A 24,000-nucleotide genomic window follows, 5' to 3' on the forward strand; every position below is an offset into this window, starting at 1 on the left:
TTGTATAAAAACTGAAACATGAGTAAAATAAATGCAAGGATTCCAGAAGGGCCACTGGCTCAAAAATGGACCAATTATAAAGATCACCAGAAACTGGTGAACCCTTCCAACAAACGCAAACTGGATGTTATCATTGTTGGTACCGGTTTGGCTGGGGCTTCGGCTGCCGCTTCACTCGGCGAAATGGGTTTCAATGTAAAAAGCTTCACTATTCAGGATTCACCACGTCGTGCGCACTCAATTGCTGCACAGGGTGGTATCAACGCTGCTAAAAATTATCCTAACGACGGCGACTCTGTGTTCCGTTTGTTTTACGATACCATTAAAGGTGGTGACTATCGTGCCCGCGAAGCCAACGTTCATCGTTTGGCCGAAGTAAGCAACGACATCATCGACCAGTGTGTTGCTCAGGGAGTTCCATTTGCCCGCGAATACGGCGGCTTGCTCGATAACCGTTCGTTCGGTGGAGCTCAGGTTAGCCGTACTTTCTATGCCAAAGGACAGACTGGTCAGCAATTATTATTAGGTGCATATCAGGCTCTGATGCGTCAGGTAAACTTAGGAACAGTTAAATTGCACACCCGTACTGAATTGGTCGAAATTGTAATTGTTGACGGAAAAGCTCGCGGTATTATTGCCCGCGACCTGGTTACCGGCGAATTACAGCGTCATTTCGGACATGCTGTGATTTTGGCAACCGGAGGATACGGAAATACCTTCTTCCTTTCAACCAACGCCATGGGATCAAACGGTTCGGCTGCTATCAAGGCATACGAAAAAGGCGCCATGTTTGCCAATCCTTGTTATGCTCAGATTCACCCAACCTGTATTCCGGTTCACGGCGAAAATCAGAGTAAACTAACTTTGATGTCGGAATCGCTACGTAACGATGGTCGTATTTGGGTTCCGAAGAAAAAAGAAGATGCTGAAGCCATTCGTGCAGGAAAAATGAAACCAACACAAATTGCTGAAGACGACCGCGACTACTATTTGGAACGTCGTTACCCTGCATTCGGGAACCTGGTTCCTCGCGATGTTGCTTCGCGCGCCGCCAAAGAACGCTGCGACGCCGGCTACGGTGTTGGTGCAACAGGTTTAGCTGTTTATCTTGATTTCAAATCGTCAATCGAACGTTTGGGACAAAAAACAATCGAAGCCCGTTATGGAAACCTGTTCCAGATGTACAACAAAATTGTTGACGAAAATCCATACGAAACTCCAATGATGATTTACCCGGCTATTCACTATACAATGGGTGGTATCTGGGTTGATTATGAATTGCAGACCAATATTCCTGGCTTATTTGCAGCCGGTGAAGCCAATTTCTCCGATCACGGTGCTAACCGTTTGGGAGCATCGGCTTTGATGCAAGGTTTGGCCGATGGTTATTTCGTATTACCTTATACTATTCAGAATTATCTGGCAGATCATATCGCCGTTAAACGAATGACTACCAACGAGCCTGAATTTGCTGAAGCCGAAAAAGCAGTAAAAGCCCGTTTCGAAAAATTGATGAATATCAAGGGAAAACGTTCGGTTGATAGTCTGCATAAAGAACTTGGTTTGGTAATGTGGGATTTTGTTGGAATGGCTCGTAACAAAGCAGGTCTGCAAAATGCTATTGAAAAGATTGCTGCCATTAAAAAAGAATTCTGGACCAATGTTCGCATTCCCGGGAATATAACCGGAATGAATATCGAATTGGAGAAAGCAAGTCGTTTGGCTGATTTTATCGTAATTGGCGATCTGATGGCTCGCGATGCTCTAAACCGTGAAGAATCATGCGGAGGTCACTTCCGTGAAGAATATCAAACTCCGGAAGGCGAAGCACTTCGTCAGGATGATAAATTCGCTTATGTTGGCTGTTGGGAATACAAAGGAAACGATGTAGAGCCGGAACTTCACAAAGAAGAACTGGTTTACGAAAGCGTTTCAATGGTTCAGCGTAATTACAAGTAATGGCTTTTAAAAGAGACATCAATCATGGAAAATACAATCAATATTACGCTTAAGGTTTGGCGTCAGAACGGTCCGAAAGAGAAAGGCCGTTTCGAAACCTACAAATTAGCAAACGTTTCAACCGACAGTTCGTTTCTCGAAATGCTCGATATGATCAACGAACAGTTGATCAACGAGAACAAAGAACCTGTTGCATTCGACCACGACTGCCGCGAAGGGATCTGTGGAATGTGCTCATTGTACATCAATGGCCGCCCACACGGACCAGATGACGATGTAACTACCTGTCAGTTGCACATGCGCAAATTCAAAGACGGACAAACCATTACCATCGAACCTTGGCGTTCGGCTGCCTTCCCGGTCATCAAAGACTTGATTGTCGATCGTCGTGCATTCGATAAAATCATTGCTGCAGGTGGTTATGTTTCAGTCAATACCGGTGGTGTTCCCGATGCCAATGCAATTGCTATCCCTAAAGTGGATGCTGATGAAGCGATGGACTCTGCATCTTGCATCGGTTGTGGCGCTTGCGTGGCAGCTTGTAAAAATGGTTCAGCCATGTTGTTCGTATCGGCAAAAGTTAGCCACCTGGCTTTGTTACCACAAGGTCGCATTGAAGGCGCCCGCCGTGCCAAAGCGATGGTTGCCAAAATGGACGAACTTGGTTTTGGTAACTGTACCAACACTGGTGCCTGCGAAGTGGAATGCCCTAAAAACATTTCGTTGTCGAACATCGCCCGCTTGAACCGCGAATTCTTAAGCGCCAAATTTCAAGACTAAGGGTGCTGCGGATTTTATCCGCGCAGTATTGGCGGTTAAAAACCACCACACCCAAAACATAAATTAAGCTCCGGAGGTTTTCCTTCGGAGTTTTTTTTATGCCTTTTTTAAAGCTGAAACTTCTAGATATTTAAGGCTGTCTCAAAAGTCAAAATACTCGAGAACCTAGTCATCCCGAATTTATTTCGGGATCTGACATACAATGCGTTGGGATCCTGAAACAAGTTCAGGATGACGGGATCAATGACTTTTGAGACAGCCTTCTGTTATCCATGAAGGTGATCATTTCAAAAAGCCATCATTCTGATCGTCAAATTGTCGATTTTACCCACATCAACCCATCCATTTCATGCACCTGATACCCAAAACCTTACGATTTCAGGCCAAAAGTGGCCAGTTTATGAGCAATTGGTTGTTAATATCTCAAATTACAAACGCGATAAAAATATGATTTACTGACACTTAACTCACCTTTTAAACATTTATCTGTTAATTAGTTCTTTTGCGAATGCCAGGAAAATGAACGTGCAATTTGTATATTCGCATTAGTGTACCTAAAATCTAATTTATGCCTTACAGGAGATTACCGAATACAGATGTGGCCAGGCTTCGTGCCATTGAAGCTGGACTGGAACTTGGTAAGAAAACCGCGTTGAAAAAACTGGCTTTCAGTCAGCAGACCCTTGAGAATTTGCAGACCTTTTATCCGCATTTCCTGGGGGCTATTCGCCAGTTAAATGTCTCCAAGCAAAACCAGTTCGACCGGTCGAAAGATTACGGCGAAATTTTCCGGAAATCGAAACTCTACTTATCACATTTCCTTCAGGTGGTAAATTTTGCCATCCTGCGTGGAGAAATGAAACCTGAGGTTATTGAATTCTATGGACTGAAAGCAAATTCGAAGGCAACACCTCCGCTAAATCTGGAAGCAAACGTAATGACATGGGGAGAACGGATTATTGAAGGCGAGCAGAAACGCATCATGAAAGGCGGAAGTCCGATTTACAGCCCATCAATTGCATTAGTAAAAGTTCATTACGAAGAATTTGTCGATGCCTACCGTCACCAAAAAATGCTTCAGAACATTACCAACCGTGCCTCGATGAAAGTTGCTGAATTGCGTGAGCAAGCCGATCAACTCATTCAGGAAATGTGGAACGAAGTTGAAAACTCACTCGTTCATCTGTCGGATGAAGAAAAGAGAGAGAAAGCTTCGGAATACGGAATTGTGTATGTTTATCGCGCTTCGGAACAAAAGAAAATGGAAGTGGAAAGTTTACAGCAAAGTATTGTCTTTTCTTAATAAATCAATCAATTCGTTATGCCTGTGAATCAACCCGATTTACGGGCATTTTTGTTTTAGCTTGTTCGCCTTTGTATATTAGGAAGAGTAAACCCCCAACAACCAAAAAGCTAAAAAGAACCAGCGGAACTTGTTCGGTTCCGGTTCCCCATTCCTCTATGTCATTAGAGATCGTGCCTTTATCAATCAGAAAATAACCAAGAACTCCCATCAAATTATTAACAAAGTGAGCCAAAATGGGTACCCACATGGTTCCGGTCCATACCAATAGGTAGCCAAACATGGCACCAAGCGCCATTCGGGGTAAAAACCCGTAGAACTGCATGTGCATGGCGCTAAATAAAAAAGCGGTAATCCAGATGCCCCAATGGTAATTTTTTGTCCAACTCGAAAATATTCGCTGAATAACACCCCGAAACATCAATTCTTCGCCCAAAGCAGGAAGAATTGCGATCATGAAAACATTGAACAACAAGCCACCAAAGCTATCAACTTTCAAAAATTTTTCGGTCAATATTTTTGCTGCATCTTCCATGGTTTTCATCCAGCCTTCAAGGCCTGAAAGTGATTCAGGCAAGCTCATCTGACTGTTAATCGCACCCAGAAAATTGATAACCGGAATAACCATCAACAAGGATATTGCTGCCAATAAAAAAGATTGCACCCTGGTTGAACGGTTAATTTTCAAATATTCGCCGATGTTTCCAGAATATAACCAACCAATTGCAAACGGCGGAGCAACAAACAATCCAATGGATTGAATGACCTGAAAATACTTTAAAAAGCTAAGTCCTTCAGGCGAATTCAGGCTCGTTGCCGACATACCGTTCATCAGGCTTCCGATACCATAAAATGGCATGGCAGCAATCATCCCAACCACCATAAATATAAAAACCGAAGCCACCATAACAAATAAGGCAAACATCAGTTGGGCAAATGGTTTCATTGTCCGGAAAGCGGTAAAGTCCATGCGTGTAATTTTTTGTTCAGGAGCAAAGATACGCAAAACAATAAATTAGTCATCAGTCATTCGAAGTGAGGAAAGTTTCCTGATGACTATTGACTCTTTTCTATGGATTGATCAGCTCTTCAATTTCCCTGAGATGCAATTCCAGATGAGGCAGGTATCCTTCAATGTTTTCCCGAAGCGAGATGAGTTCACCTTCGCCACTTATCCATTGATTTTCAAGCTTAGTTTGGTCAACATTCTGCACAACATGAACGAAATGCAGGTTGGCATATTTCCACAATTGAACCAGATTGTGCCAGTCTTCATGTTGGTAATCCTGAATGGCAATCCACCTGTCATTGTTGCCATTGGTTGCATAATTCGGAAATGTCATTGGGTTTTCACGGTACTGCAAATGGACAATCCGGTGCGTGTTGTTCGATGCCGAATCGACCATGTGACCGAGAATCTGTTTGATACTCCGGTTCTGACTGTTTATTCGGTTACTAAAAGTTTCTTTAGGAAGCGCTAACAGGCGTGGCTCCCAGGCTTCAATCAGTTGAAGTGTTTTCTGGCAAGAGTTTTCGAATGGATTCATGGTTGTTCTGATATAATTATTGTTTAACCGAAGTTATCTCTTTTATCTGAATCAGTATTCGCGGCCTTGAAATAATCACAAACTTTTTAGGTCTTTTTTTGTTCATCTCTATCAACATTTAAACAATTTGACATGAACGGATACAAGTTATTTACACCTGAAAAAGCAGGTTCAATTGAAGTTAAAAACAGAGTGATAATGGCGCCCATGACTCGCTGCCGTGCAATTGGAAACGTACCCAATGAGTTAATGGCCGAATATTACCAGCAACGGTCAGGTTCTGGATTAATTATTACTGAAGGCACTTCTCCATCACCAAACGGTTTGGGATATGCGCGAATTCCAGGAATTTTCAATAAATCGCAAATCGATGGCTGGAAGAAGGTAACCACCGCTGTGCATAGTGGCGGAGGAAAAATAGTTGTCCAGCTCATGCATACCGGACGGATTAGTCACATTTTAAATATGCCTGAAGGAGCTGAAATTTTGGCGCCGTCAGCGGTAAAAGCTGCCGGACAAATGTGGACCGATGCTGCCGCCATGCAGGACTTTCCGGTTCCAAAAGCGATGACCACGGAAGATTTGGCCAGCACAAAAGCTGAATTCGTTTCTGCCGCAAAAAATGCCATTGAAGCCGGATTCGATGGAGTTGAACTTCATTCAGCCAACGGTTATTTGTTGGAGCAGTTTTTATCACCCATAAGCAATGTCCGAATTGATAATTACGGCGGAAGCATCGAAAATCGCTGTCGGTTTGTGCTTGAAGTAGTCGCCGCTGTCGCCGAAGCCATTGGCAAAGATCAAACAGGTATTCGTTTGTCTCCTTACGGAGTTGCCAGCGACATGCCTCATTATCCTGAAATTGATGAAACATACAATTACCTTTCGGAACAACTGAATAAACTCGGCATCGCATACATTCACGTGGTCGATCATTCAGCAATGGGCGCTCCGGAAGTTCCTGCCGAGTTGAAAAAATTGATCCGGAAAAATTTCAGGAATACAATTATCCTTTCTGGTGGCTATGAGGCAGAACGCGCAGAAGCCGACCTTCAGAGCGGACTGGGCGACTTGGTTGCCTTCGGACGTCCGTTTATCAACAATCCAGATTTGACAAAACGAATGCAGAATAATTGGCCTTTGTCGGAAGCACTAAATATGGATCAGTTCTATACTGCCGACGAAAAGGGATATACCGATTATCCGGCATATAAAGCCTAGTTATCGCATTAAAAAGTCCGGTGGAATAACTTTCTACCGGACTTTTTATGCGTTATAATTCTTCCTAAACTTCTTTTTTGTGTTCCTAAATTAAATTTATACTTTTGCGCCGAGCTTTCAGATGAAAGCCGTGTACTTGGTAACCACGTAAAAAACAAGAAATGAAAAAAGAAGTATCTGTAATCTTTATGCTTGCCGGCATTTTATTTGCCACCTGTTTGTTGATTTCCAACATTCTAGCTACTAAAATTTTAATGATCGGATCGTGGGCTGCACCCGCAGGAGTGTTGATTTTCCCAATTGCTTACATCCTGAACGATGTGATTACCGAAGTTTGGGGATTTAAAAAAGCACGCCTGATTATCTGGACAGGGTTTGCCGTCAATATTTTGGCTGTGTTGTTTTTTACCGCCGGAATTGTAATTCCCGGAGCGCCTTTCTGGCAAAATCAGGAAGCATTCTCAACCGTTTTGGGCAACACACCACGAATTGTTATTGCAAGTTTAAGCGCCTATTTAATTGGCTCGTTCCTGAATGCGTTTGTGATGAGCCGCATGAAAGTGCTGACCAAAGGCAAAGGTTTCTCCGGAAGGGCAATCGCATCAACTTTAGTTGGCGAAAGTGCCGATTCGTTGATTTTTATCAGCATCGCATTTGCCGGAGTTTTCCCAATCGGCGTACTTGTCACTATGATTTTTACTCAGGCCACGTTGAAAACCGTTTACGAAATCCTGATTCTGCCCGTCACCATCTGGGTGGTTAATTTCGTGAAACGCGTGGAAGGAGTGGACGCCTATGACACCAACCTTTCGTACAATCTTTTCCGTTTAAAAGAGATTTAAAATGACAAAAGCATTAGTTGTTTTTTCCGGAGGACAGGACTCAACCACCTGTCTCTTCTGGGCATTGAAAAATTTTGACGAGGTAGAAACGCTTTGTTTTGATTACGGACAGCGACATCGCATCGAGCAAGAAGCCGCACGCGCCATTGCCGAAAAAGCTGGCGTTCCATTTACCTTGCTGAATCTGGATTTATTGAAACAAATCACCCACAATTCATTGACCGATCAGGCCATGGATGTGGAAGAAAACAAGCCTGAAAACCGCCCGCCAAACACCTTGGTTGAAGGACGAAACATGCTGTTCCTGACCTTCGCTGCCATCTTTGCCAAAGGGAAAGACATTCCAAATCTGGTTACCGGTGTCGGACAGGCCGATTACAGCGGTTATCCCGATTGCCGCGACGAGTTTATCCGTTCGCTCAATCAAACTCTGAACTTGTCGATGGACTATAAATTTAGCATTCACACACCACTCATGTGGAGATCGAAACAAGATGTTTGGGCGCTATCAGACGAACTGGGCATTTTCGACCTGGTTCGCTCGCAAACCGTAACCTGCTACAACGGCATTATTGGTGACGGCTGCGGACATTGTCCCGCTTGCCAACTGCGCAGAAATGGATTGGAAAATTATTTAGAAAAAAGACATTAGTCATTAGCAATCTTGTTCGAAATTTGTTGAATTAAAATTGATATCGAACTGATTGTCAATAGGAAATTGTCATCAGTCATTCGAAAAGTTGCTTTTAGAATATTTCCAAATGACTATTGACTTTTTCCTGTTTGTTAAGCTGAAAGAGTAAAATACTTTAAATATTGAATGAAAATGGATACTTTAAAAAGTCTCGGAAACGAAAGCAAATACCTGTTTGAATATTCTTCGGAGATGTTGGAAAGCTTCGACAACAAACATCCGGAGAACGATACCATGGTGAAATTCAATTGTCCGGAATTTACCAGCCTCTGCCCCATCACTGGCCAGCCCGATTTCGCAACCATTTACCTGACTTACATTCCCGATCAGAAATTGGTTGAAAGCAAAAGTTTAAAGCTGTACCTGTTTAGTTTCCGCAACCATGGTGCGTTTCATGAAGATTGCATGAACATCATCATGAAAGACTTGATTGCCCTAATGGATCCGAAATACATCGAAGTATGGGGAAAATTCCTGCCCCGTGGCGGCCTCAGCATCGACCCGTATTGTAATTACGGAAAACCCGGTACCAAATACGAGCAAATGGCCGAATACCGTATGATGAACCACGATTTGTATCCGGAGAAGATTACCAACCGCTAAAAGCAAAAAATGGATTCCTGCAACAAGCAAGAATCCATTTTCTTTTATAGTGGTGCTGCGTATTAGAATTCAGCATTCTTTGGCGTACGTGGGAAAGCAATTACATCGCGGATATTTCCCATGCCTGTTACGAAAAGTAGCAGACGTTCGAATCCCAATCCAAAACCAGCATGAGGCACTGTTCCAAAACGGCGGGTATCCAGATACCATTCCATTTCGTGAGCCGGAACGCCCATTTCATCCATACGGGTAACCAACTTATCCAAATCTTCTTCGCGCTGCGACCCTCCAATGATTTCGCCGATTCCGGGGAACAACACATCCATCGCAGCAACTGTTTTGCCATCAGCATTCTGTTTCATGTAGAACGCTTTGATATCCTTCGGATAATTGATCAGAATAACCGGTTTCTTAAAATGTTTTTCAACCAGATAGCGTTCGTGTTCGCTTTGCAAATCGGTACCCCAATCAACCGGGTACTGGAATTTATTCTTTTTGTAGTGATTCGAGTTTCTCAAGATTTCGATGGCTTCGGTATAAGGCAAACGAATGAAATCGTTCTCCAAAACGAAACGAAGCTTTTCAACCAGCTCCATCGAACGCTCGTCCATTGGTTTGTTCTTTTCTTCTTCCTGAAGGCGTTTGCTCAGAAATTCCAGATCATCCATGCAATTGTCGAGCGCATATTTGATCAGGCTTTTCAGGAAATCTTCAGCCAAATCCATGTTGTCCTGAAGTTCATAGAATGCCATTTCAGGTTCAATCATCCAGAACTCAGCCAAGTGACGGGCGGTATTCGAATTTTCGGCACGGAAAGTTGGTCCAAAAGTATAAATCTCACCCAAAGCAGTTGCGCCAAGTTCGCCTTCCAACTGTCCGGAAACAGTCAGGTTAGTCGGCTTTCCGAAGAAGTCCTGAGAATAATCGATTGATCCGTCTTCCAAAAGCGGTGGATTTTTAGCATCAAGAGTTGTTACACGAAACATTTGTCCGGCGCCTTCAGCATCTGATCCGGTCACAATTGGCGTGTGCAGATACACAAAACCTTTGCTGTTAAAATAATTGTGAATGGCAAACGCCATGGCATGACGGATGCGAAAAACGGCGCTGAATGTAGCAGTACGGAAGCGCAAGTGGGCATTTTCGCGTAAAAATTCGAGGCTGTGCTTTTTCGGCTGAATCGGGTATTTATCCGGATCGGATTTACCGTAAATGATGATTTCGGTGGCATTCAGTTCTACCGACTGACCACTTCCCTGAGAAGCAACCAATTCGCCAGTAATTCCCAAAGCGGCGCTTGTATTGATATCTTTCAGTAATTCTTCGCCAAGCTTTTCAACATCAGCAACAACCTGAAGGTTATGAATGGTTGACCCATCATTTAAAGCAATAAAATTGACGTTTTTGCTACCTCTTTTGGTTCGTACCCAACCTTTAACAACTACTTGTTGTCCAATTAATTCTCCCTTCAGGATTTCTTTGATTTTTAGTCGCTTCATGCTGTATGTTGTTGTCTGATTCAAAATAATTCTAATAGGTACAAAAATATGTTTTTCTGCCTGAAAACACAGCCGTCCCCCTTAAAACTCGGGTCAGGTTATAATAATTTAAGATTCTGAACGAAACCTCAACTCTTTTTTAGCAATTCTACTTGAGGAAGAAGTTTACTCCATGTTTCATCCTGAATTTTGGCTCCAATTATTTCAACCACATTCCCGGCCAATAATGACCCAATTTTTCCTGCAATTTCAAGATCGAGGTTTTCTGTCAATGCGTATAGAAACCCTGCTGCATAAATATCGCCGGCACCTGTAGTGTCAATACTTTTTGCCGAAATAGCATCAATACGAATAACACGATCTCCCGACTTAATTAAAGAACCATGAGCTCCAAGTTTTACAACAGCAATGGAACACATTTCTGCAATTTCGAGTAGTGCCTCTTCAGGACTTTTACCAGTAAGCGATGTGGCTTCCTCTTCGTTGGCAAAAACGATGTCGACATATTCGCGGATGATACGGTGAAGAAAATCGATGTTTGCTTCCACAATATTAAAGCTGGCCATGTCGATTGAGACCAGTAAGCCGTTTTCTTTGGCAATTCTCATGGCGGCTTCAATCAATGCATGGTTTTGCACCAAATAACCTTCAATGTGCAGAATTCCATAATCGCGAAAGATCTCATGAGTCATTTCATCGGCGGTCAATTCCATTGCAGCACCCAAATAAGTGCCAAAAGTACGCTCCGAATCAGGACTGATTAATCCCGTTGCATGTCCAGTTCCGGTTTCGCTGTAAAAAAAATGAGTATTGATTTTATTATTCCTGAAGTCTTCGAGGTAAAAATCTCCAAATTCATCAGCGGAAATCTTGCCAATATAGCCACACTGGCCTCCCAATTTGGCGATTCCATGCACTGTATTCGCAGCCGAACCTCCTGTTTGAATACTTCTTTTACTATTTTTTGTCTCTTTTTTTATTTCAGCAGAAAGAATAGCATCCACTAAAGTCATGCTTCCCTTTGGAAGTCCAAATTTTTGTAATACAGCATCATCCGTGATTGTAATCAAAACATCAATGAGTGCATTTCCGATTCCGAGAACTGATTTTTTCTTGATTTGAGCGCCAGTAAATGATTTCATGAAAATATTTTTTTGCAAAAATATTTTTTCTTTTCGGAAAAGCTACTATTTTTGCAACGCTTTAAAAGCAAAACGTTCACAATACAGGCGAGAGCCACAACAAAATTCTCTAGTAGCTCAGTTGGTTAGAGCGGCGGACTGTTAATCCGTAGGTCGTAGGTTCAAGTCCTACCTGGAGAGCAAATTATGTAATATAATTCATTATAACGCTTGAAATCAATGGTTTCAGGCGTTTTTTGTTTTTAACCTACCCTGAAATTCACGGTATTTCTCGATCTTCTGGTGTCTATATAGGTGACTAAATCCTAAATTGACAAATTAGTCACCTGAGTCGCTGTAATCATCTCATTATTTGCATCTTAATGCATCATTTTGCACTTCCTTAACCTACGTGTTTGAGGTAACTTTGTGTATAAATTTTAAACTTTTAGGATGCAGTACGATTTGAGTATTTTATTTTTTTTGAAAAAAGGGCAGGTTGATAAGAAGGGGCTGATCCCAATTTACCTGAGAATTACAGTAAATGGCGAACGTTCGGAAGTTTCGACAAACAGAAAAGTTGAAGTTTCTAAATGGGATTCTGACACACAACGAGCAAAAGGACGTTCTGAAGCTGCCCGTATTTTAACCGACTACCTTGATAGCCTTGACAGCCGGGTCAAACGTGACTATAATGCGCTGAATGAGCGGGGAGAAGTAATTACAGCATCCGTTTTGCGTGATAATTTGATTGGGAAAAATCTAAAGAAATATTATCTGGTGCAGGTTTTTGAAATGAACAACGCCTTAATTGAGAAAGAGGAAGGCCAGAAATATACCCGAAATACGATAGACCAGTATATTACAACATTTAATAGGATTAAGCTTTTTTTGAGCCAGGAATATGCATGTACCAATATTGCATTATCAGACCTGGATGTTCTTTTTATCCGTAGATTCGAAATCTTTCTTAAAACAAGCTATGGAATTGAACACAATACCATAATGAAACACCTTAAACAGTTGAAGAAGGTCATTCATTTTGCAATGGAATTGGGTTATTTAGACAGAGACCCTTTTCTTCAGCATAAAACTACTTTTAAACAAGGCTCAAGGGGATACCTAACTTCCGATGAACTACAAAGGATAGAAACCCACAAATTCAGAATCAAGAGATTAGATCAAGTTCGTGATGTTTTTGTGTTTGTCTGCTATACCGGACTTTCATATTCTGACTTGGAAAGACTTAAGCCAGACAGTATAACGAAAGGTATTGATGGTAAAAACTGGATTATTTATGAGCGCGAGAAAACGGGTGTCCGTGCAAGTATTCCACTTTTACCAGCCGCACAGTCAATAGTTGATAAGTATCGAGATGATCCTGAATGCTTAATAAATAACCAATTACTGCCTGTAAAAAGTAATCAGAAACTGAATTCTTATTTAGCTGAAATAGCCGAATTATGCGAAATCAGTAAACACGTTACGATGCACCTTGGCCGTCATACATTCGCTACAACTGTAACCTTAACCAACGGTGTGCCTATTGAAACTGTATCAAAAATGCTTGGTCATACTTCGCTAAAAACAACACAGATATACAGCAAGGTAGTGGATACCAAAACATCGCATGACATGGGAAAAGTTGCGGAAAAATTACTTCAGCGAGAAGTCAGTTGATTTACTGAAAAAAATATTATAGCTTGGGTGATCAAAATTATTCAGGTTATGGACCGTATTGAATCGACTCTAGAGAATCCAATTAGATTTTTGAAAAGGGTAGTTACATCTGATGGCGAGGAATATTTAAGGTTCCTTTTTGAAAATCCAATTGAACCGAACACATGGCTTATTAAAGATGGAAGCATTCTTGACTGCATCCGGATTCTCGCATGGAACGATGATCGAGGGATCTTACTTGATCCCAAAACCAATGAACGTGAATATGAATTAACTTTTGATCAATATGTCCATGAAGAATTTCTTAACCAAATTCGTATAAGTCAAATACTTATATTTGAGAAAAGTAAACTCAATGGATTCGACCAGGATTTAAAACTCTATACTAGTTTATTATATGATTTAATCGATCTTCATAATACAGTTGATAAAAGTTTTGAATTAGAATTTGAAGATGAGCTTAATTATGCAATAGATCAAATAATAAAATATGCACTCAGAAAGTTTAAACGTATATATCCAGATATTCCGGCATATAGACTTGCAAAAAAACATTTTACAAGAGATCGAAATTCAAATATCACTGGGTTCAAACTAAAGGCTCAAAGACGAAATTTTCCCAGACCAGCCTTTGTCCAAAGATTATTAGATCAGTCATTCGTTACAAGAACTAAAACAAAATATATCACCCAATTTCTACAAGGTCAAATACCAGACAAAAAAATAAATTGGCACAAAGAACCTCACGAGCTTAAATATTTTATTGATTGCTTGTGCAATACAGATATCCTTGAAAGTATGCCTGCCCAACAATGGAAATATTTAACTCAAATTTTTACCTGCCAAGAAACAGAACTGCAAAAAGGTTGGCATAGGAATCACAAACTAAAAAATCCAAGCAAAAAACAATCAATCGATGAACTTTGCGGGATGCTCCTCCCCCAAATATAATCTAAAAATATTCTAAAATAAATTGCGGACTTTTTGCTAGAGATATCAATAAAATCAGCCTTTCTAAAGAGTCCGCATTTTCTTTATTCCGCATTTCAAAATGCGGACTTAAAATCTATTTGTCGTTAAATATCAACTACTTAAATTTGCCATGCATTGTAATTAAGCTTTGCAGTAAAAATTTACAATTTAATGAAGAAAGAAGAATTTTTAAGAGTGTTTCGGACAGTGATTAGTGAGGAAATCCGGAATTTTACAGCTCCTCAACCCACGTGGATGAGATCCTCCCAAGTTCGTGAGATGCTGAATATCAGCGATTCCACGTTACAAACGTTCCGTATCAACGGGACGATTCCAGCCTATAAGCTTGATAATATGTGGTTGTATAAGTATGATGAGATTATCGCCGTGTTAGAAGCCAATCGAGTTGGCAGAAAGGAGCTAAGTAATGAATAATGGCGATGTTAGCTTCCGCTTGAAGGAATTAAATGATGAAATGAGTAAGCTGGTTATAGAAGTGAATAAATTGAGAAAGAGCGTTGGTGAAAACGAAGTTTGGGATAATGCTGATTTGATTAGAAACTGGAAGATTTCGACCCGAACGCTGGCAAGCTGGAGAGCTGAAGGGCTGATTGGTTATGTGCAGATTGGTGGTAAAATATTGTATCCGAGAGAGATGCGTGAGAATTTTTTGAAGAATAATATAAAGAATGGAGAGAATAAGAATGGGATTTAATGGGTATAATAAATTTACGAGCGAAACGCCAAGGTTGTCTCCAAATTTTTCATCTGAGCCAGAATATAAAATGTCAGATAGTTATTCGGCCAAATACTTATATGATCTAAATATCAAAGAGTTGCCTACTCTTATAGAACCCATTTTCCCCAAAACAGGATTGACCGTTTTTGCTGGATCTAGTGATACCGGTAAAAGCACGTTTTTACGCCAACTCGCAATTTCTATAGCACGAGGAGATAATGATTTTTTGGGTTGGAAAATCAATGCTGAGCACAACCGGGTTATATATGTTTCAACAGAAGATGATAAATATGCGATTTCGTATTTGTTGAATAAAGTTGTTGGGGAGGACGGAAATACAGCTGGATTTGAGAATCTGAAATATGTGTTTTCTCTTGAGCACCCCTACGAAGATTTAGATGCTTTGTTGACGGAAACTCCGGCAGACTGTGTTATTATCGATGCGTTTTCCGACTTATATCCTGGGGATATGAATCAGGTGAATAAAGTCCGTGGGTTTATGAACCAATTTTTTATGCTGACAGATAAACACAATTGTTTGGTAATCTTCCTACACCACACTGGAAAACGAACGGAAGATTTACCACCGAGTAAAAGCAATTTACTGGGCTCGCAAGGAATTGAAGGAAAAGCTCGCCAGGTAATTGAGCTCAGACGTGATCCAAACGATGCCCAATATCGGCATGTCTGTATCGTGAAAGGTAATTATTTGACTGATGATATGAAAACGCATAGTTATAAGTTGCTGTTTGAAAATCAATATTTTACAATGACAGATGACCGAGTTGATTTCGATAATTTGGTAGTGAATTTTGATGAGAAAAAACAGATGAAAGAACGCAGAATAAGTCGAGTAGTCGAGTTATATTCTCCTGAAATTTCCTATCAAGAGATTGCTGACAGAATGACCTCTGAAGGTATGAAAATTTCCAAAAGTACGGTTGGAAACGATGTAATGGAAGCAAAAAGTAGAGGCTTAATTGAATAAAACCGATTGTCCATCCATCCAATCTCTTTAGGGAATAAGATGGATGGACATTTTAAATTAAACGAAATTATGAACAGAAATATAACTGAATGGAGTGAAATATCTTGGAATCCGACAACCGGATGTACCCCAATATCGATGGGCTGTGCTAATTGTTATGCTATACCCAGAGCAGAGAAGATGCAATTTGATGGTGTAAGTAAGTATTCCGGTGGATTTAAATTAACCCTACATCCGGGACAATTAAGTCGCAACTTCGATGATCTCAAACCCAGCCGAATATTTGTAAACAGCATGTCTGACTTATTTCATAAGGATGTTCCCCTTGAGTTTATCCAAAAAGTTTTTGAGGTGATTGCTGCCAACCCCAAGCATCTTTTTCTTGTCCTGACAAAACGTGCTGAAATAATGTATCAATACAGAAACGACCTGATATGGCCTTCGAATTTGCTGATGGGAGTGACGGTTGAACACGCTGAATATAAGCATCGTATTGATCTTCTTCGGGATACAAAGGCTATTTATAAGGTGGTGTTTTTCGAGCCATTATTGAGTGAAATGGGTGACGTTGATTTGACCGGCATACAATGGGCTTTTATTGGTGGTGAATCTGGACCGGGATTTCGTGGTGTTAGATCGGCGTGGGTACGATCATTAAAAGACCGATGTGATAGTCAGGGATGTACGTTTGTTTTTAAACAGTGGGGTGGTTATCCCCGAGAAAAATATGGTTGTAGGTTGGATGGTATATATTATCAGGATATTCCGAAAGTTGAAAGCTGCCTGGGTTAGTGGTTTAGAATGAGCTGAGTTAAGGCCTACTCTTCGGGGTAGGCTTTCTCTTTAAATACATTATCAACTTATTTAGCGAATAGAGCGATCAGGATTATTACATTTAATTTATGGATATATTCAGGAAGTAGAGCAATCAAACAATTGCATTTTTCGCCATTTTATCTATTTTCTGCTATTTCAATAAATCATCAACTTTGAAAATCGTAAAGAATAATTACCAATTGAGACTGATTCTTGTGTTTTTCTCTGAACAATTTTCGGAAAATGGTAAATATTATGACTTAATAACTGCCAGAAACTCCAAACTGGGTATTCTTGAAAGATATTATTAATGGCTTTTAAAGAACCCAAATGAAATCCTGCTTGCAATAGAGGAGTGGTTTAATTTATTTCATTTCTATTTTTGTAAAATAATATCTTTTACCAGCAGGGTGAATCGTACAAGAAGGTATTCCTTCGTTTGAAAAAATAATCATTATTGGAGTATCAGTTAAATAATCTTTTTGAATTGCAATTTCAGAAAGACTTCGAATATCTTGTCCGCTTGGGTTATTATTAGATGAAGGGTGTGAATGCCATTCCCCAACATAAACCTTACGTTGTTGTGATTGAATATATAACTCGTCTAAAAAAGCTTGGCAATATTCAACGTCTTTTTCAAACTTTGTTGCTGCATGTGAAGCTTTTGGACCTGGACCTGAAACATCAGTTATAAGAATATTTCCTTTTTCATCCGTATATCCTGCCATAACTCCACCAGTTTCCATCCTAGGATTCTGACTAATCAATCCCTGCATATATGCCAAATTTTCAGCGGTTATGGAAATATTTATCAGATTGTCATGATGGCAATAATAACAATCTGGATGTGGCGATATATGCTGTGAATAGAACTGGTATGGTGTTTGAATAGGTGTATTAGGTAAAACCTCTGAAGACCAAATCCAGTGATTTTGATCAGATTCAAACGCCTGAAGATACTCAAGTAAAAGCCGTGATGTAAAAGAGGCTATGAATTTCAGATCCGCAGCACTTGCAGGCCGAATAGGATTATTGCATTCATTCATTAAGGTTGGATAAGAAGGATCTTCAGAAATTTCAATAAATTCTTTATCTTCTTTTCTGTAAAGTGATAAACAGTGGAAACATGCGTCTTTTCCTGGTACAACACGAAATATTCTTGCAGCTTTACCTCCACGTAAGGCTCGCACATAGAATGCTATTTTATTTGCAATAACTAGTTGCTGATTTATAAATCCTTCTAAACTATCATCTGCCAAAGAAGAAACAGTAATAGAATCATCATAAAGATCCTGGCTAATGTCGAGATCATACAGATTTAATGGTCTTGTTTCAATAGTAATAAAAGGATTATGGTTACTCAATATTTCAGCAACCACACCTACTTTTGGTTCACCAATATGGTTCAAACCAGCCAAATGGCGAACAGCATTATGTGCTTTTATGGTTTGATTGTCAAAAAGGGTTAGCAGGCCTGTTCCAGCCTTGGACATACAGTCAGCTATTTCACTTCCAATAGCACCAACACCAAAGACATTTACAGAGACTTTCTTTAAAATGTCATAATCTGCTATTTTACTGTTACGTTGATGAAAAGTGGTTTCAGTTATTTTTTCACATTCTATTGCTTCGATTTTTTCAAACTGACCGAGAATGTTTTGCATTCTTTCTTTAGGACTAAATTTAATGATATATGGTGGGGACGTATCACTTTTTAAAATTTTAAACAATTGAAATTCATTAATACCTTTTCTATTTGGAAAGCGTAATCCAAGTAGAAATAAATCAGGGATTTGCTTAAAGGAACTTTGACAACGTTCTGTAATTCGACTAATGCCATTATCATAACTACCATTCCCAACGATTTTTATCAAATCATTTACTAATTGAAATGGCTTTGGCTCATTTTCAATTTGAAACCAATGTGCTTTTAATAGAAGTTTCTTAGTTATAAGATCATTAACTATTTCAGAATGATTATATAAATCCAGAGAAGTCTTTAATTTTGGATCAATAAGATGGCGATCTAAATTTATATGTACTTGTTCAAATAATCCACTTTTACCTATCCCATCAAGAAAAGAACCAAGGTATAAATATTTATCATTTTTAAAATATCTGCCTCCAGGAACGAAATTATAAAGGGTTGCATAACAGTCTCCTTCTAAAAATTTATCATTTAAAAAATGTTCAGGATATATTAACTTGATTTCATTATTTATAAAATTAAAATGTGAATAAAAATCAACCTCTTCGCTATCAGTTGGATAATTATTCGTAATATGACCCGCACACCAATCCCTTACCCTTTGAAGTATTGTTGTAATCCCAAAAAAGCTGCTACCATTGTCTAAGCTATCTTGTTCTAAGGTACAAAGTTCTCCTGAACTATTTTGATGACGTAAATGATAATAATAAAGAATTAAAGGTTTTATTGTTTCTTGAACTTTATAAAGTGATAAAGAAGCTAATTGTTCAATTTCTTCTTTATGGAGGTTATGCTTCAAAGGAAAAATCAAAGGTAACCTATATGGAGTAGCGTCAGAATAAACGATTAGTATGGGGAAACGATGAATTTCATTTAGTCTAACTAAAATGTTCCCATGTGAAATAAATAATTGATCTCTAAATTGATGTATTTCTCTGTAATTTAGGTCATTAGATAAAGCAGTACTTTCTTGGCGAAGAAATTCAGGATGTTTTTTGAACCAGTGTATCATTATCCCATTGGTTTATTATCAATTTTAGAAGTTTGCGATCCAATATAAATATTGCGAGCAGTATTTTTACTTGAGTCATCATCGTCATCATCATTTCCTTTACCATATTCTTCAATCAATTCCTTGTCGGTATTGACATCTACATTACCATCGGAATCAATGTCGACAATTACGGATATGACATTCGCTCCTAAATGGAATATCCCATCTTCATCAACATGTTTTTTATACAATTCCAATGCATCATCATGAGGATGACCATGAGGGCTATCGTCCTGTTTTGGAGCACTTATGATTAAGTAAGTCGGTTTGATATTTTCAATATGTGTTTCATAAACATCATCATCGTCTTCATCATCTTTAAAAAAAGTTCTGGAACCATGATGACTAGCACTTAAAACAAAGGAGGGAAGATTGTCCATGTGGTAATCTGTAATATGCTCCTGCCATGCTTTCTTATCAGAATCACCAGTAAATAATATGCTTTTTGCTTCTTTGCCGTAAGTGAATTTGATAACACCACACTGTTCGTGTATTCGCCTATTACGTTCATTAGCATCAGCATCCTCAATATCTTCACATAGATATTCAGCCGGAGATAGTATCTGATAATCAACTAACCCTATGTTTTTTATTACTTCTTTATCGTCTGATGTCCGTATTTTGTTGAGAGCATTAGACCCAAGCAAGAAATATTCGTTACTTTTCCCAACTTTTTCCACTACATACTGAAAGTCTTTATACTTCTTTTTATGCTCTCCTCCAGGCTTATGATTTGAATGCCAGACTTCAGAAAAACCGATTTCATCATAGACCTCTTTGATACCTCCAATATGGTCATTATGCGGATGAGTATTGATAAAAATGCTCAGCTCGCCATCGGTTACAAATAAGTCTTTAAACATTTCTATCAAATCAATTTCGTTTGGCTCCTTGTCTCTATCACAATCGACTAGCACAAACATGTAGTCATTTACTTTTGACCCCGTAGGAATAACCAAAAGCGTTGATTCACCTTGACCCGTATATAAAAAAACGGTTCTAAAAATACCTGCCTTTGTCGGTTTAATTACTTTTTCCGCAACTGTCATATTAGGAGTTTTTATTTTTTAGATATACCAATAACACTTCTCTTGAAAAATAATATCCTCGTTGTTTGCACCTCAACCAAACTATTATTATAGCGGGGATTATCAGTAAATAGAATTTTAAGTCATTATAATTTCTGATTAATAAAAATATACCTCCGATTAAAACGCATGTTAATAATGAGCGAGAAAAAGCATAAGAAGAATTGAAATCTTCAACTCGACTATCTTTTTGATTTGCATATCGCATTGCAATTGAGAATAGCTCATCATTTGTAGGATCAGATTTTGTGGTCTCCGCTTTTAATAACTCGTTTGCTTTTTGACTTTCATAAAATCTAACTTTCCAGATGTCCTTCCCGTTGAGTAAACAATCCGAAGGCTTACCTTTCCATGTAAAAAAGTAGATATCCTCTAACCAACTTGAAATAGTATTTACCAAATAGCCAAATAAAAAAGCAATCGCAGTATAGGGTACTACTAATTTATTATCAAAAGATAAATTGAAAAATTCAAGTATAACCAGCAAAAGTAGAAATCCTGGAACGAGAGATGATAAAATATCATAGAGTTTAAAATTCATAAAGAGAGATATTAAGCAGAATTTTATTATTCATGAAATGTATCGCCATCTCAGATTCAATCTGTTATGATTTATAATTTCAAATGTAAATAACTTATCTTAATGTTGTTCTTCCAAGAACTAAATATTATTAACAATCAGGATATTCCATATCCAAGTCGTTTGTTTAGTTATATTAGGACATGGCAGTCATCACTCGTTATTATCTATTTTATTGAACTAAAGCTGATTTTTTATATGCAGTTTATTTTGTAGTGAATGTTGATTTATTGACTTTGGAACATCTTCTTCTGGTTCGTCTTGTAAGGATTAGTTATCTGGACAGTTTCAAATAAACAATCAGCAAACTAAATTTAAAAGATTAATTGAGATTTTGGTCTACGTATATTGATTATTACATCATATCAAGTAGATTTTTATCCCAAAAAGGTTTAAACATTTTCTCCCAAACACCTTCATTTTCTGCTAACTGATCTAGATCTAAACGGTATTGATATTTTAAAATGAAATCAATAGTCCACGGTAAATGAGGATTGGTCACTATGCCAGTAGAATAGCAATTGCTAATTGGGATAGGCACTGGAAGTTGATTTCCATCCTCATCCTCAGTAATATAGCCATCACATTTACCTCCCCATTCCCAATTGGTAGCAAAACGGTCTATCAGTTCAGCACTCCATGGTAAATATGAGCATTGACTTAGTTTTTCCCAGTCCCAGCGATTTTCAAAGCGTTCAAGAAACTGAATCGACCAAGGCAAAGCCTGATTCCCTGACAATATTTCAAACTTGTCATCAGGTCCATTTAGCCATTTATCAAGATTATTTTCAAAAAACTGAGGGTCATTAAAAAGAGCGGTATTTCCTGCCAATCCACGCCAATCCAAAATGTCTTTCCACCGGGTTAGTAAATCCTTTTCTTTCCATGGCAAATTTGAATTCATGCAAATGGCATTTACGCAAAATAAATCCCAGTATTTTTCAACAATATCTAGTTGTCCAGTTAGAATAGGATGAAACTGAAAGTAAAACATACTGGTGTCCATACAAGAAATAAACTTTTTCAACAGAGGCAATGTCCATGGAATTGAATCATTCATCAGAATATTACCCCAGTTCCAACGATCTTTGTATTTTTCAATTAATTGCTCCGACCACTGAACTTGCTCATTCATTGACAAGTAATTGAAATTTAACCTATCCTGATATTTATCTATTAATTCGGATGTCCAAATGATGTGATTTCCTGAAGCGACAGAATAGAAAAATCCATCTTCAACTTCGCCTTCCCAATCAATCTGATCTTTAAATACTTCGAGCAAATTTGTAACCGCAAATACAGCATTTTGAGAGAAAGCAATCCAGTCTAGACGGTGACTGAATTTTCTAATCAGACTTTCATTCCAACCAACAGCAGAGTTTTGGCTGATCTTATCCCAATTGATTTTATCTTCGTATTTTTCAAGTTCTTTTTCAGAAAAGGCATAAAACTGGGAAGCCATTTCAGTAAGAAACTCGGGATGACTATACAAAAAGGTAGTGATTCTTTGAGATGTATTCATTTTAGACTTATGAATTATTGCAATTTTTTTTAGATCAGCCGGAACACTGTATTAATTAATTTTTCATCAATAAATGGTTTAAAAGCTTTATCCCAGATAATCCAATCTCTTTTAAATGCTTCCATATCAATGTATTCTTCATATTTGATAATCCAATCAATATTCCATGGAATTCCAGAATTCCCAATTAATCCACGTTCACCTGTATCTGATTCAGCATCATCCTCCGAAGGTTCAAAATAACCCCATTCCCATCGGTCGATATAATGATCAATTAGCTCAAAGCTCCATGGTAAACCTTCATTCTCGCTTAATTTCTTCCAGCTCCAATAATCAATAAACCGGTCAATAAATGGAATGGACCAAGGCAGTGACGTATTGTAGGAAAGTAAGTCAAAGGAGTATTCCGGCTTTACCAACCATCGATGAAGGTTCTTTTCAAAAAATGCATGATCCTTTAATAGAAACTCGTTAAAAGTAATTGACTCCCATTCAATACGATCCTTCCAACGTTCCAAAAGACTTTCATCGTACCAGGGAAGATTGGGGTTACGACTTATTGTATTCCAACATAAATGATTCCCAAACTCTTCAATGATTTCAATATTACTGGTAAATATTTCATTGGATTCAAACGATGTGGTTCCCAGATGGTCAAAACGATGAAAGTATTTTTCAATCAGAGGTATTGTCCATGGGATTTTTTCATTGAGAATAATATAATCCCAGTTCCAAAAATTTTCATATCTAGCGATGAATTGCTCCGACCATGGAAGGTTTGACTGATACGACAACCCTTCCCAGTCCCACCGGTCAATATATTTATCTATGAGCTTCTCTGACCATGGAACACTTTCGGCATAACCTAAAGCAGTGAAATCTATTTGATTTTCGTACTTGGCTATCAAATCTTCAGTCCATGGAATTTTTGGATTACAAGCTAATCCTGTACATCCGGCTTCATGATCTGAACTTATCCAGACAATTTCCTTAGAAAATTCTTGAATCAAATTCACATCAGCAAAAGAACGACAACTAGCAGAAAATAAAGACCAATCCAATTTCTGTTTAACCACGTTGATTGTGGTTGAATCCCATTCTGTGTAGTAATTGTTTGAGAGAGAATTTATATCAAGCCGATCAAAATATTTTTGTATTTCGTTTGGTTTAAAAGCAAAATATTCTGAAACCATCCTGACAAATACCTCTGGGTGGCGAAAAAAGAAAGCAATGATTTTTTGCTGGATGGATTGAATTTTAGTTGTCATATGAAAATTAATCTTC

22 protein-coding genes and 1 tRNA gene are annotated in these 24,000 nt (G+C 38.7%); 14 read left to right on the plus strand and 9 right to left on the minus strand.

All coding sequences use genetic code 11. The features are described 5' to 3' along the window. Positions 1-18 precede the first annotated feature (18 nt). The 3 genes from AQPE_RS09350 to AQPE_RS09360 all read left to right on the plus strand — a co-directional run bounded on the left by AQPE_RS09350 (position 19) and on the right by AQPE_RS09360 (position 4,042). On the plus strand, positions 19-1,959 hold the full coding sequence (locus AQPE_RS09350) for a fumarate reductase/succinate dehydrogenase flavoprotein subunit (RefSeq protein ID WP_318350791.1): 1,941 nt from the start codon (positions 19-21) through the stop codon (positions 1,957-1,959). 24 nt (positions 1,960-1,983) lie between these two features. After that, the gene (locus AQPE_RS09355) at positions 1,984-2,739 is read left to right on the plus strand and encodes a succinate dehydrogenase/fumarate reductase iron-sulfur subunit (protein ID WP_318350792.1); all 756 of its coding nucleotides are present in this window, start codon (positions 1,984-1,986) and stop codon (positions 2,737-2,739) included. A 568-nt stretch (positions 2,740-3,307) separates the two neighbouring features. Further along, complete coding sequence (locus AQPE_RS09360; protein WP_318350793.1) at positions 3,308-4,042, plus strand: hypothetical protein; 735 nt, start codon at positions 3,308-3,310, stop codon at positions 4,040-4,042. Between the two features lie 16 nt (positions 4,043-4,058). Here the strand turns inward: AQPE_RS09360 and AQPE_RS09365 are convergent, their stop codons facing one another. Together AQPE_RS09365 and AQPE_RS09370 are read right to left on the minus strand one after the other, a co-directional pair. Continuing rightward, on the minus strand, positions 4,059-5,012 hold the full coding sequence (locus AQPE_RS09365) for a CPBP family intramembrane glutamic endopeptidase (protein ID WP_318350794.1): 954 nt from the start codon (positions 5,010-5,012) through the stop codon (positions 4,059-4,061). A gap of 100 nt (positions 5,013-5,112) precedes the next feature. Beyond that, a complete protein-coding gene (locus AQPE_RS09370) occupies positions 5,113-5,589 on the minus strand; it encodes a hypothetical protein (protein WP_318350795.1) in 477 nt (158 codons plus the stop codon). A 132-nt stretch (positions 5,590-5,721) separates the two neighbouring features. Between AQPE_RS09370 and AQPE_RS09375 the strand changes: the two genes are divergently transcribed. The 4 genes from AQPE_RS09375 to queF all read left to right on the plus strand — a co-directional run bounded on the left by AQPE_RS09375 (position 5,722) and on the right by queF (position 8,949). Then, a complete protein-coding gene (locus AQPE_RS09375) occupies positions 5,722-6,810 on the plus strand; it encodes an alkene reductase (protein ID WP_318350796.1) in 1,089 nt (362 codons plus the stop codon). Positions 6,811-6,971: 161 nt separating this feature from the next. Then, positions 6,972-7,652 carry a queuosine precursor transporter gene (locus AQPE_RS09380; protein WP_318350797.1) on the plus strand — a complete coding sequence of 227 codons (681 nt, stop codon included), beginning with the start codon at positions 6,972-6,974 and terminating at the stop codon, positions 7,650-7,652. Between the two features lies 1 nt (position 7,653). Continuing rightward, positions 7,654-8,304: a 7-cyano-7-deazaguanine synthase QueC gene (gene queC, locus AQPE_RS09385; RefSeq protein ID WP_318350798.1), complete on the plus strand. Its 651-nt coding sequence runs from the start codon at positions 7,654-7,656 to the stop codon at positions 8,302-8,304. Positions 8,305-8,478: 174 nt separating this feature from the next. Continuing rightward, the gene (queF, locus tag AQPE_RS09390; RefSeq protein ID WP_318350799.1) at positions 8,479-8,949 is read left to right on the plus strand and encodes a preQ(1) synthase; all 471 of its coding nucleotides are present in this window, start codon (positions 8,479-8,481) and stop codon (positions 8,947-8,949) included. A 62-nt stretch (positions 8,950-9,011) separates the two neighbouring features. Here queF and asnS read toward each other — a convergent pair whose 3' ends face one another. After that, positions 9,012-10,448 (minus strand): asparagine--tRNA ligase, encoded by a 1,437-nt coding sequence (asnS, locus tag AQPE_RS09395; protein ID WP_318350800.1) that lies wholly within the window; start codon positions 10,446-10,448, stop codon positions 9,012-9,014. 128 nt (positions 10,449-10,576) lie between these two features. After that, complete coding sequence (locus tag AQPE_RS09400; RefSeq protein WP_318350801.1) at positions 10,577-11,590, minus strand: adenosine kinase; 1,014 nt, start codon at positions 11,588-11,590, stop codon at positions 10,577-10,579. Positions 11,591-11,696: 106 nt separating this feature from the next. On the opposite strand from AQPE_RS09400, the gene AQPE_RS09405 reads away from it, so the two are divergent. The 7 genes from AQPE_RS09405 (at position 11,697) to AQPE_RS09435 (ending at position 16,740) form a co-directional block, all read left to right on the plus strand. Further along, positions 11,697-11,770: transfer RNA gene (locus AQPE_RS09405), tRNA-Asn, on the plus strand. 252 nt (positions 11,771-12,022) lie between these two features. Beyond that, positions 12,023-13,249 (plus strand): site-specific integrase, encoded by a 1,227-nt coding sequence (locus tag AQPE_RS09410; RefSeq protein WP_318350802.1) that lies wholly within the window; start codon positions 12,023-12,025, stop codon positions 13,247-13,249. Between the two features lie 48 nt (positions 13,250-13,297). Beyond that, the gene (locus tag AQPE_RS09415) at positions 13,298-14,200 is read left to right on the plus strand and encodes a hypothetical protein (RefSeq protein ID WP_318350803.1); all 903 of its coding nucleotides are present in this window, start codon (positions 13,298-13,300) and stop codon (positions 14,198-14,200) included. Between the two features lie 192 nt (positions 14,201-14,392). After that, positions 14,393-14,656, plus strand: coding sequence for a helix-turn-helix domain-containing protein (locus tag AQPE_RS09420; RefSeq protein ID WP_318350804.1), 264 nt, complete (start codon positions 14,393-14,395; stop codon positions 14,654-14,656). Further along, a complete protein-coding gene (locus AQPE_RS09425) occupies positions 14,649-14,936 on the plus strand; it encodes a MerR family transcriptional regulator (RefSeq protein ID WP_318350805.1) in 288 nt (95 codons plus the stop codon). The genes AQPE_RS09420 and AQPE_RS09425 overlap by 8 nt, the downstream gene beginning before the upstream one ends. Beyond that, positions 14,911-15,948: an AAA family ATPase gene (locus tag AQPE_RS09430; RefSeq protein WP_318350806.1), complete on the plus strand. Its 1,038-nt coding sequence runs from the start codon at positions 14,911-14,913 to the stop codon at positions 15,946-15,948. Before AQPE_RS09425 ends, AQPE_RS09430 begins: the two co-directional genes overlap by 26 nt. A 69-nt stretch (positions 15,949-16,017) precedes the next feature. After that, positions 16,018-16,740 (plus strand): DUF5131 family protein, encoded by a 723-nt coding sequence (locus AQPE_RS09435; protein WP_318350807.1) that lies wholly within the window; start codon positions 16,018-16,020, stop codon positions 16,738-16,740. A 389-nt stretch (positions 16,741-17,129) separates the two neighbouring features. Here the strand turns inward: AQPE_RS09435 and AQPE_RS09440 are convergent, their stop codons facing one another. The 5 genes from AQPE_RS09440 to AQPE_RS09460 all read right to left on the minus strand — a co-directional run bounded on the left by AQPE_RS09440 (position 17,130) and on the right by AQPE_RS09460 (position 23,984). Next, a complete protein-coding gene (locus AQPE_RS09440) occupies positions 17,130-19,484 on the minus strand; it encodes a ThiF family adenylyltransferase (protein ID WP_318350808.1) in 2,355 nt (784 codons plus the stop codon). Beyond that, positions 19,484-20,575 carry a ComEC/Rec2 family competence protein gene (locus AQPE_RS09445; RefSeq protein ID WP_318350809.1) on the minus strand — a complete coding sequence of 364 codons (1,092 nt, stop codon included), beginning with the start codon at positions 20,573-20,575 and terminating at the stop codon, positions 19,484-19,486. Before AQPE_RS09445 ends, AQPE_RS09440 begins: the two co-directional genes overlap by 1 nt. Position 20,576: 1 nt before the next feature. Beyond that, on the minus strand, positions 20,577-21,155 hold the full coding sequence (locus AQPE_RS09450) for a hypothetical protein (protein WP_318350810.1): 579 nt from the start codon (positions 21,153-21,155) through the stop codon (positions 20,577-20,579). 394 nt (positions 21,156-21,549) lie between these two features. Further along, on the minus strand, positions 21,550-22,716 hold the full coding sequence (locus AQPE_RS09455; RefSeq protein ID WP_318350811.1) for a hypothetical protein: 1,167 nt from the start codon (positions 22,714-22,716) through the stop codon (positions 21,550-21,552). Between the two features lie 29 nt (positions 22,717-22,745). Next, positions 22,746-23,984, minus strand: a complete 1,239-nt coding sequence (locus tag AQPE_RS09460; protein WP_318350812.1) for a hypothetical protein — start codon at positions 23,982-23,984, stop codon at positions 22,746-22,748. Between the last annotated feature and the right edge of the window lie 16 nt (positions 23,985-24,000).

It is taken from the genome of Aquipluma nitroreducens (genome assembly GCF_009689585.1).
Taxonomy (GTDB): domain Bacteria; phylum Bacteroidota; class Bacteroidia; order Bacteroidales; family Prolixibacteraceae; genus Aquipluma; species Aquipluma nitroreducens.

Coding starts and splice junctions, on each gene's coding strand:
- AQPE_RS09430 (WP_318350806.1), top strand. CDS start 14,911: ATGGAGAGAATAAGAATGGGATTTAATGGGTATAATAAATTTACGAGC.
- AQPE_RS09420 (WP_318350804.1), top strand. CDS start 14,393: ATGAAGAAAGAAGAATTTTTAAGAGTGTTTCGGACAGTGATTAGTGAG.
- queF (WP_318350799.1), top strand. CDS start 8,479: ATGGATACTTTAAAAAGTCTCGGAAACGAAAGCAAATACCTGTTTGAA.
- queC (WP_318350798.1), top strand. CDS start 7,654: ATGACAAAAGCATTAGTTGTTTTTTCCGGAGGACAGGACTCAACCACC.
- AQPE_RS09410 (WP_318350802.1), top strand. CDS start 12,023: ATGCAGTACGATTTGAGTATTTTATTTTTTTTGAAAAAAGGGCAGGTT.
- AQPE_RS09360 (WP_318350793.1), top strand. CDS start 3,308: ATGCCTTACAGGAGATTACCGAATACAGATGTGGCCAGGCTTCGTGCC.
- AQPE_RS09450 (WP_318350810.1), bottom strand. CDS start 21,155: ATGAATTTTAAACTCTATGATATTTTATCATCTCTCGTTCCAGGATTT.
- AQPE_RS09375 (WP_318350796.1), top strand. CDS start 5,722: ATGAACGGATACAAGTTATTTACACCTGAAAAAGCAGGTTCAATTGAA.
- AQPE_RS09455 (WP_318350811.1), bottom strand. CDS start 22,716: ATGAATACATCTCAAAGAATCACTACCTTTTTGTATAGTCATCCCGAG.
- AQPE_RS09365 (WP_318350794.1), bottom strand. CDS start 5,012: ATGGACTTTACCGCTTTCCGGACAATGAAACCATTTGCCCAACTGATG.
- AQPE_RS09370 (WP_318350795.1), bottom strand. CDS start 5,589: ATGAATCCATTCGAAAACTCTTGCCAGAAAACACTTCAACTGATTGAA.
- AQPE_RS09415 (WP_318350803.1), top strand. CDS start 13,298: ATGGACCGTATTGAATCGACTCTAGAGAATCCAATTAGATTTTTGAAA.
- AQPE_RS09355 (WP_318350792.1), top strand. CDS start 1,984: ATGGAAAATACAATCAATATTACGCTTAAGGTTTGGCGTCAGAACGGT.
- AQPE_RS09425 (WP_318350805.1), top strand. CDS start 14,649: ATGAATAATGGCGATGTTAGCTTCCGCTTGAAGGAATTAAATGATGAA.
- AQPE_RS09350 (WP_318350791.1), top strand. CDS start 19: ATGAGTAAAATAAATGCAAGGATTCCAGAAGGGCCACTGGCTCAAAAA.
- AQPE_RS09440 (WP_318350808.1), bottom strand. CDS start 19,484: ATGATACACTGGTTCAAAAAACATCCTGAATTTCTTCGCCAAGAAAGT.
- AQPE_RS09380 (WP_318350797.1), top strand. CDS start 6,972: ATGAAAAAAGAAGTATCTGTAATCTTTATGCTTGCCGGCATTTTATTT.
- AQPE_RS09445 (WP_318350809.1), bottom strand. CDS start 20,575: ATGACAGTTGCGGAAAAAGTAATTAAACCGACAAAGGCAGGTATTTTT.
- asnS (WP_318350800.1), bottom strand. CDS start 10,448: ATGAAGCGACTAAAAATCAAAGAAATCCTGAAGGGAGAATTAATTGGA.
- AQPE_RS09435 (WP_318350807.1), top strand. CDS start 16,018: ATGAACAGAAATATAACTGAATGGAGTGAAATATCTTGGAATCCGACA.
- AQPE_RS09400 (WP_318350801.1), bottom strand. CDS start 11,590: ATGAAATCATTTACTGGCGCTCAAATCAAGAAAAAATCAGTTCTCGGA.
- AQPE_RS09460 (WP_318350812.1), bottom strand. CDS start 23,984: ATGACAACTAAAATTCAATCCATCCAGCAAAAAATCATTGCTTTCTTT.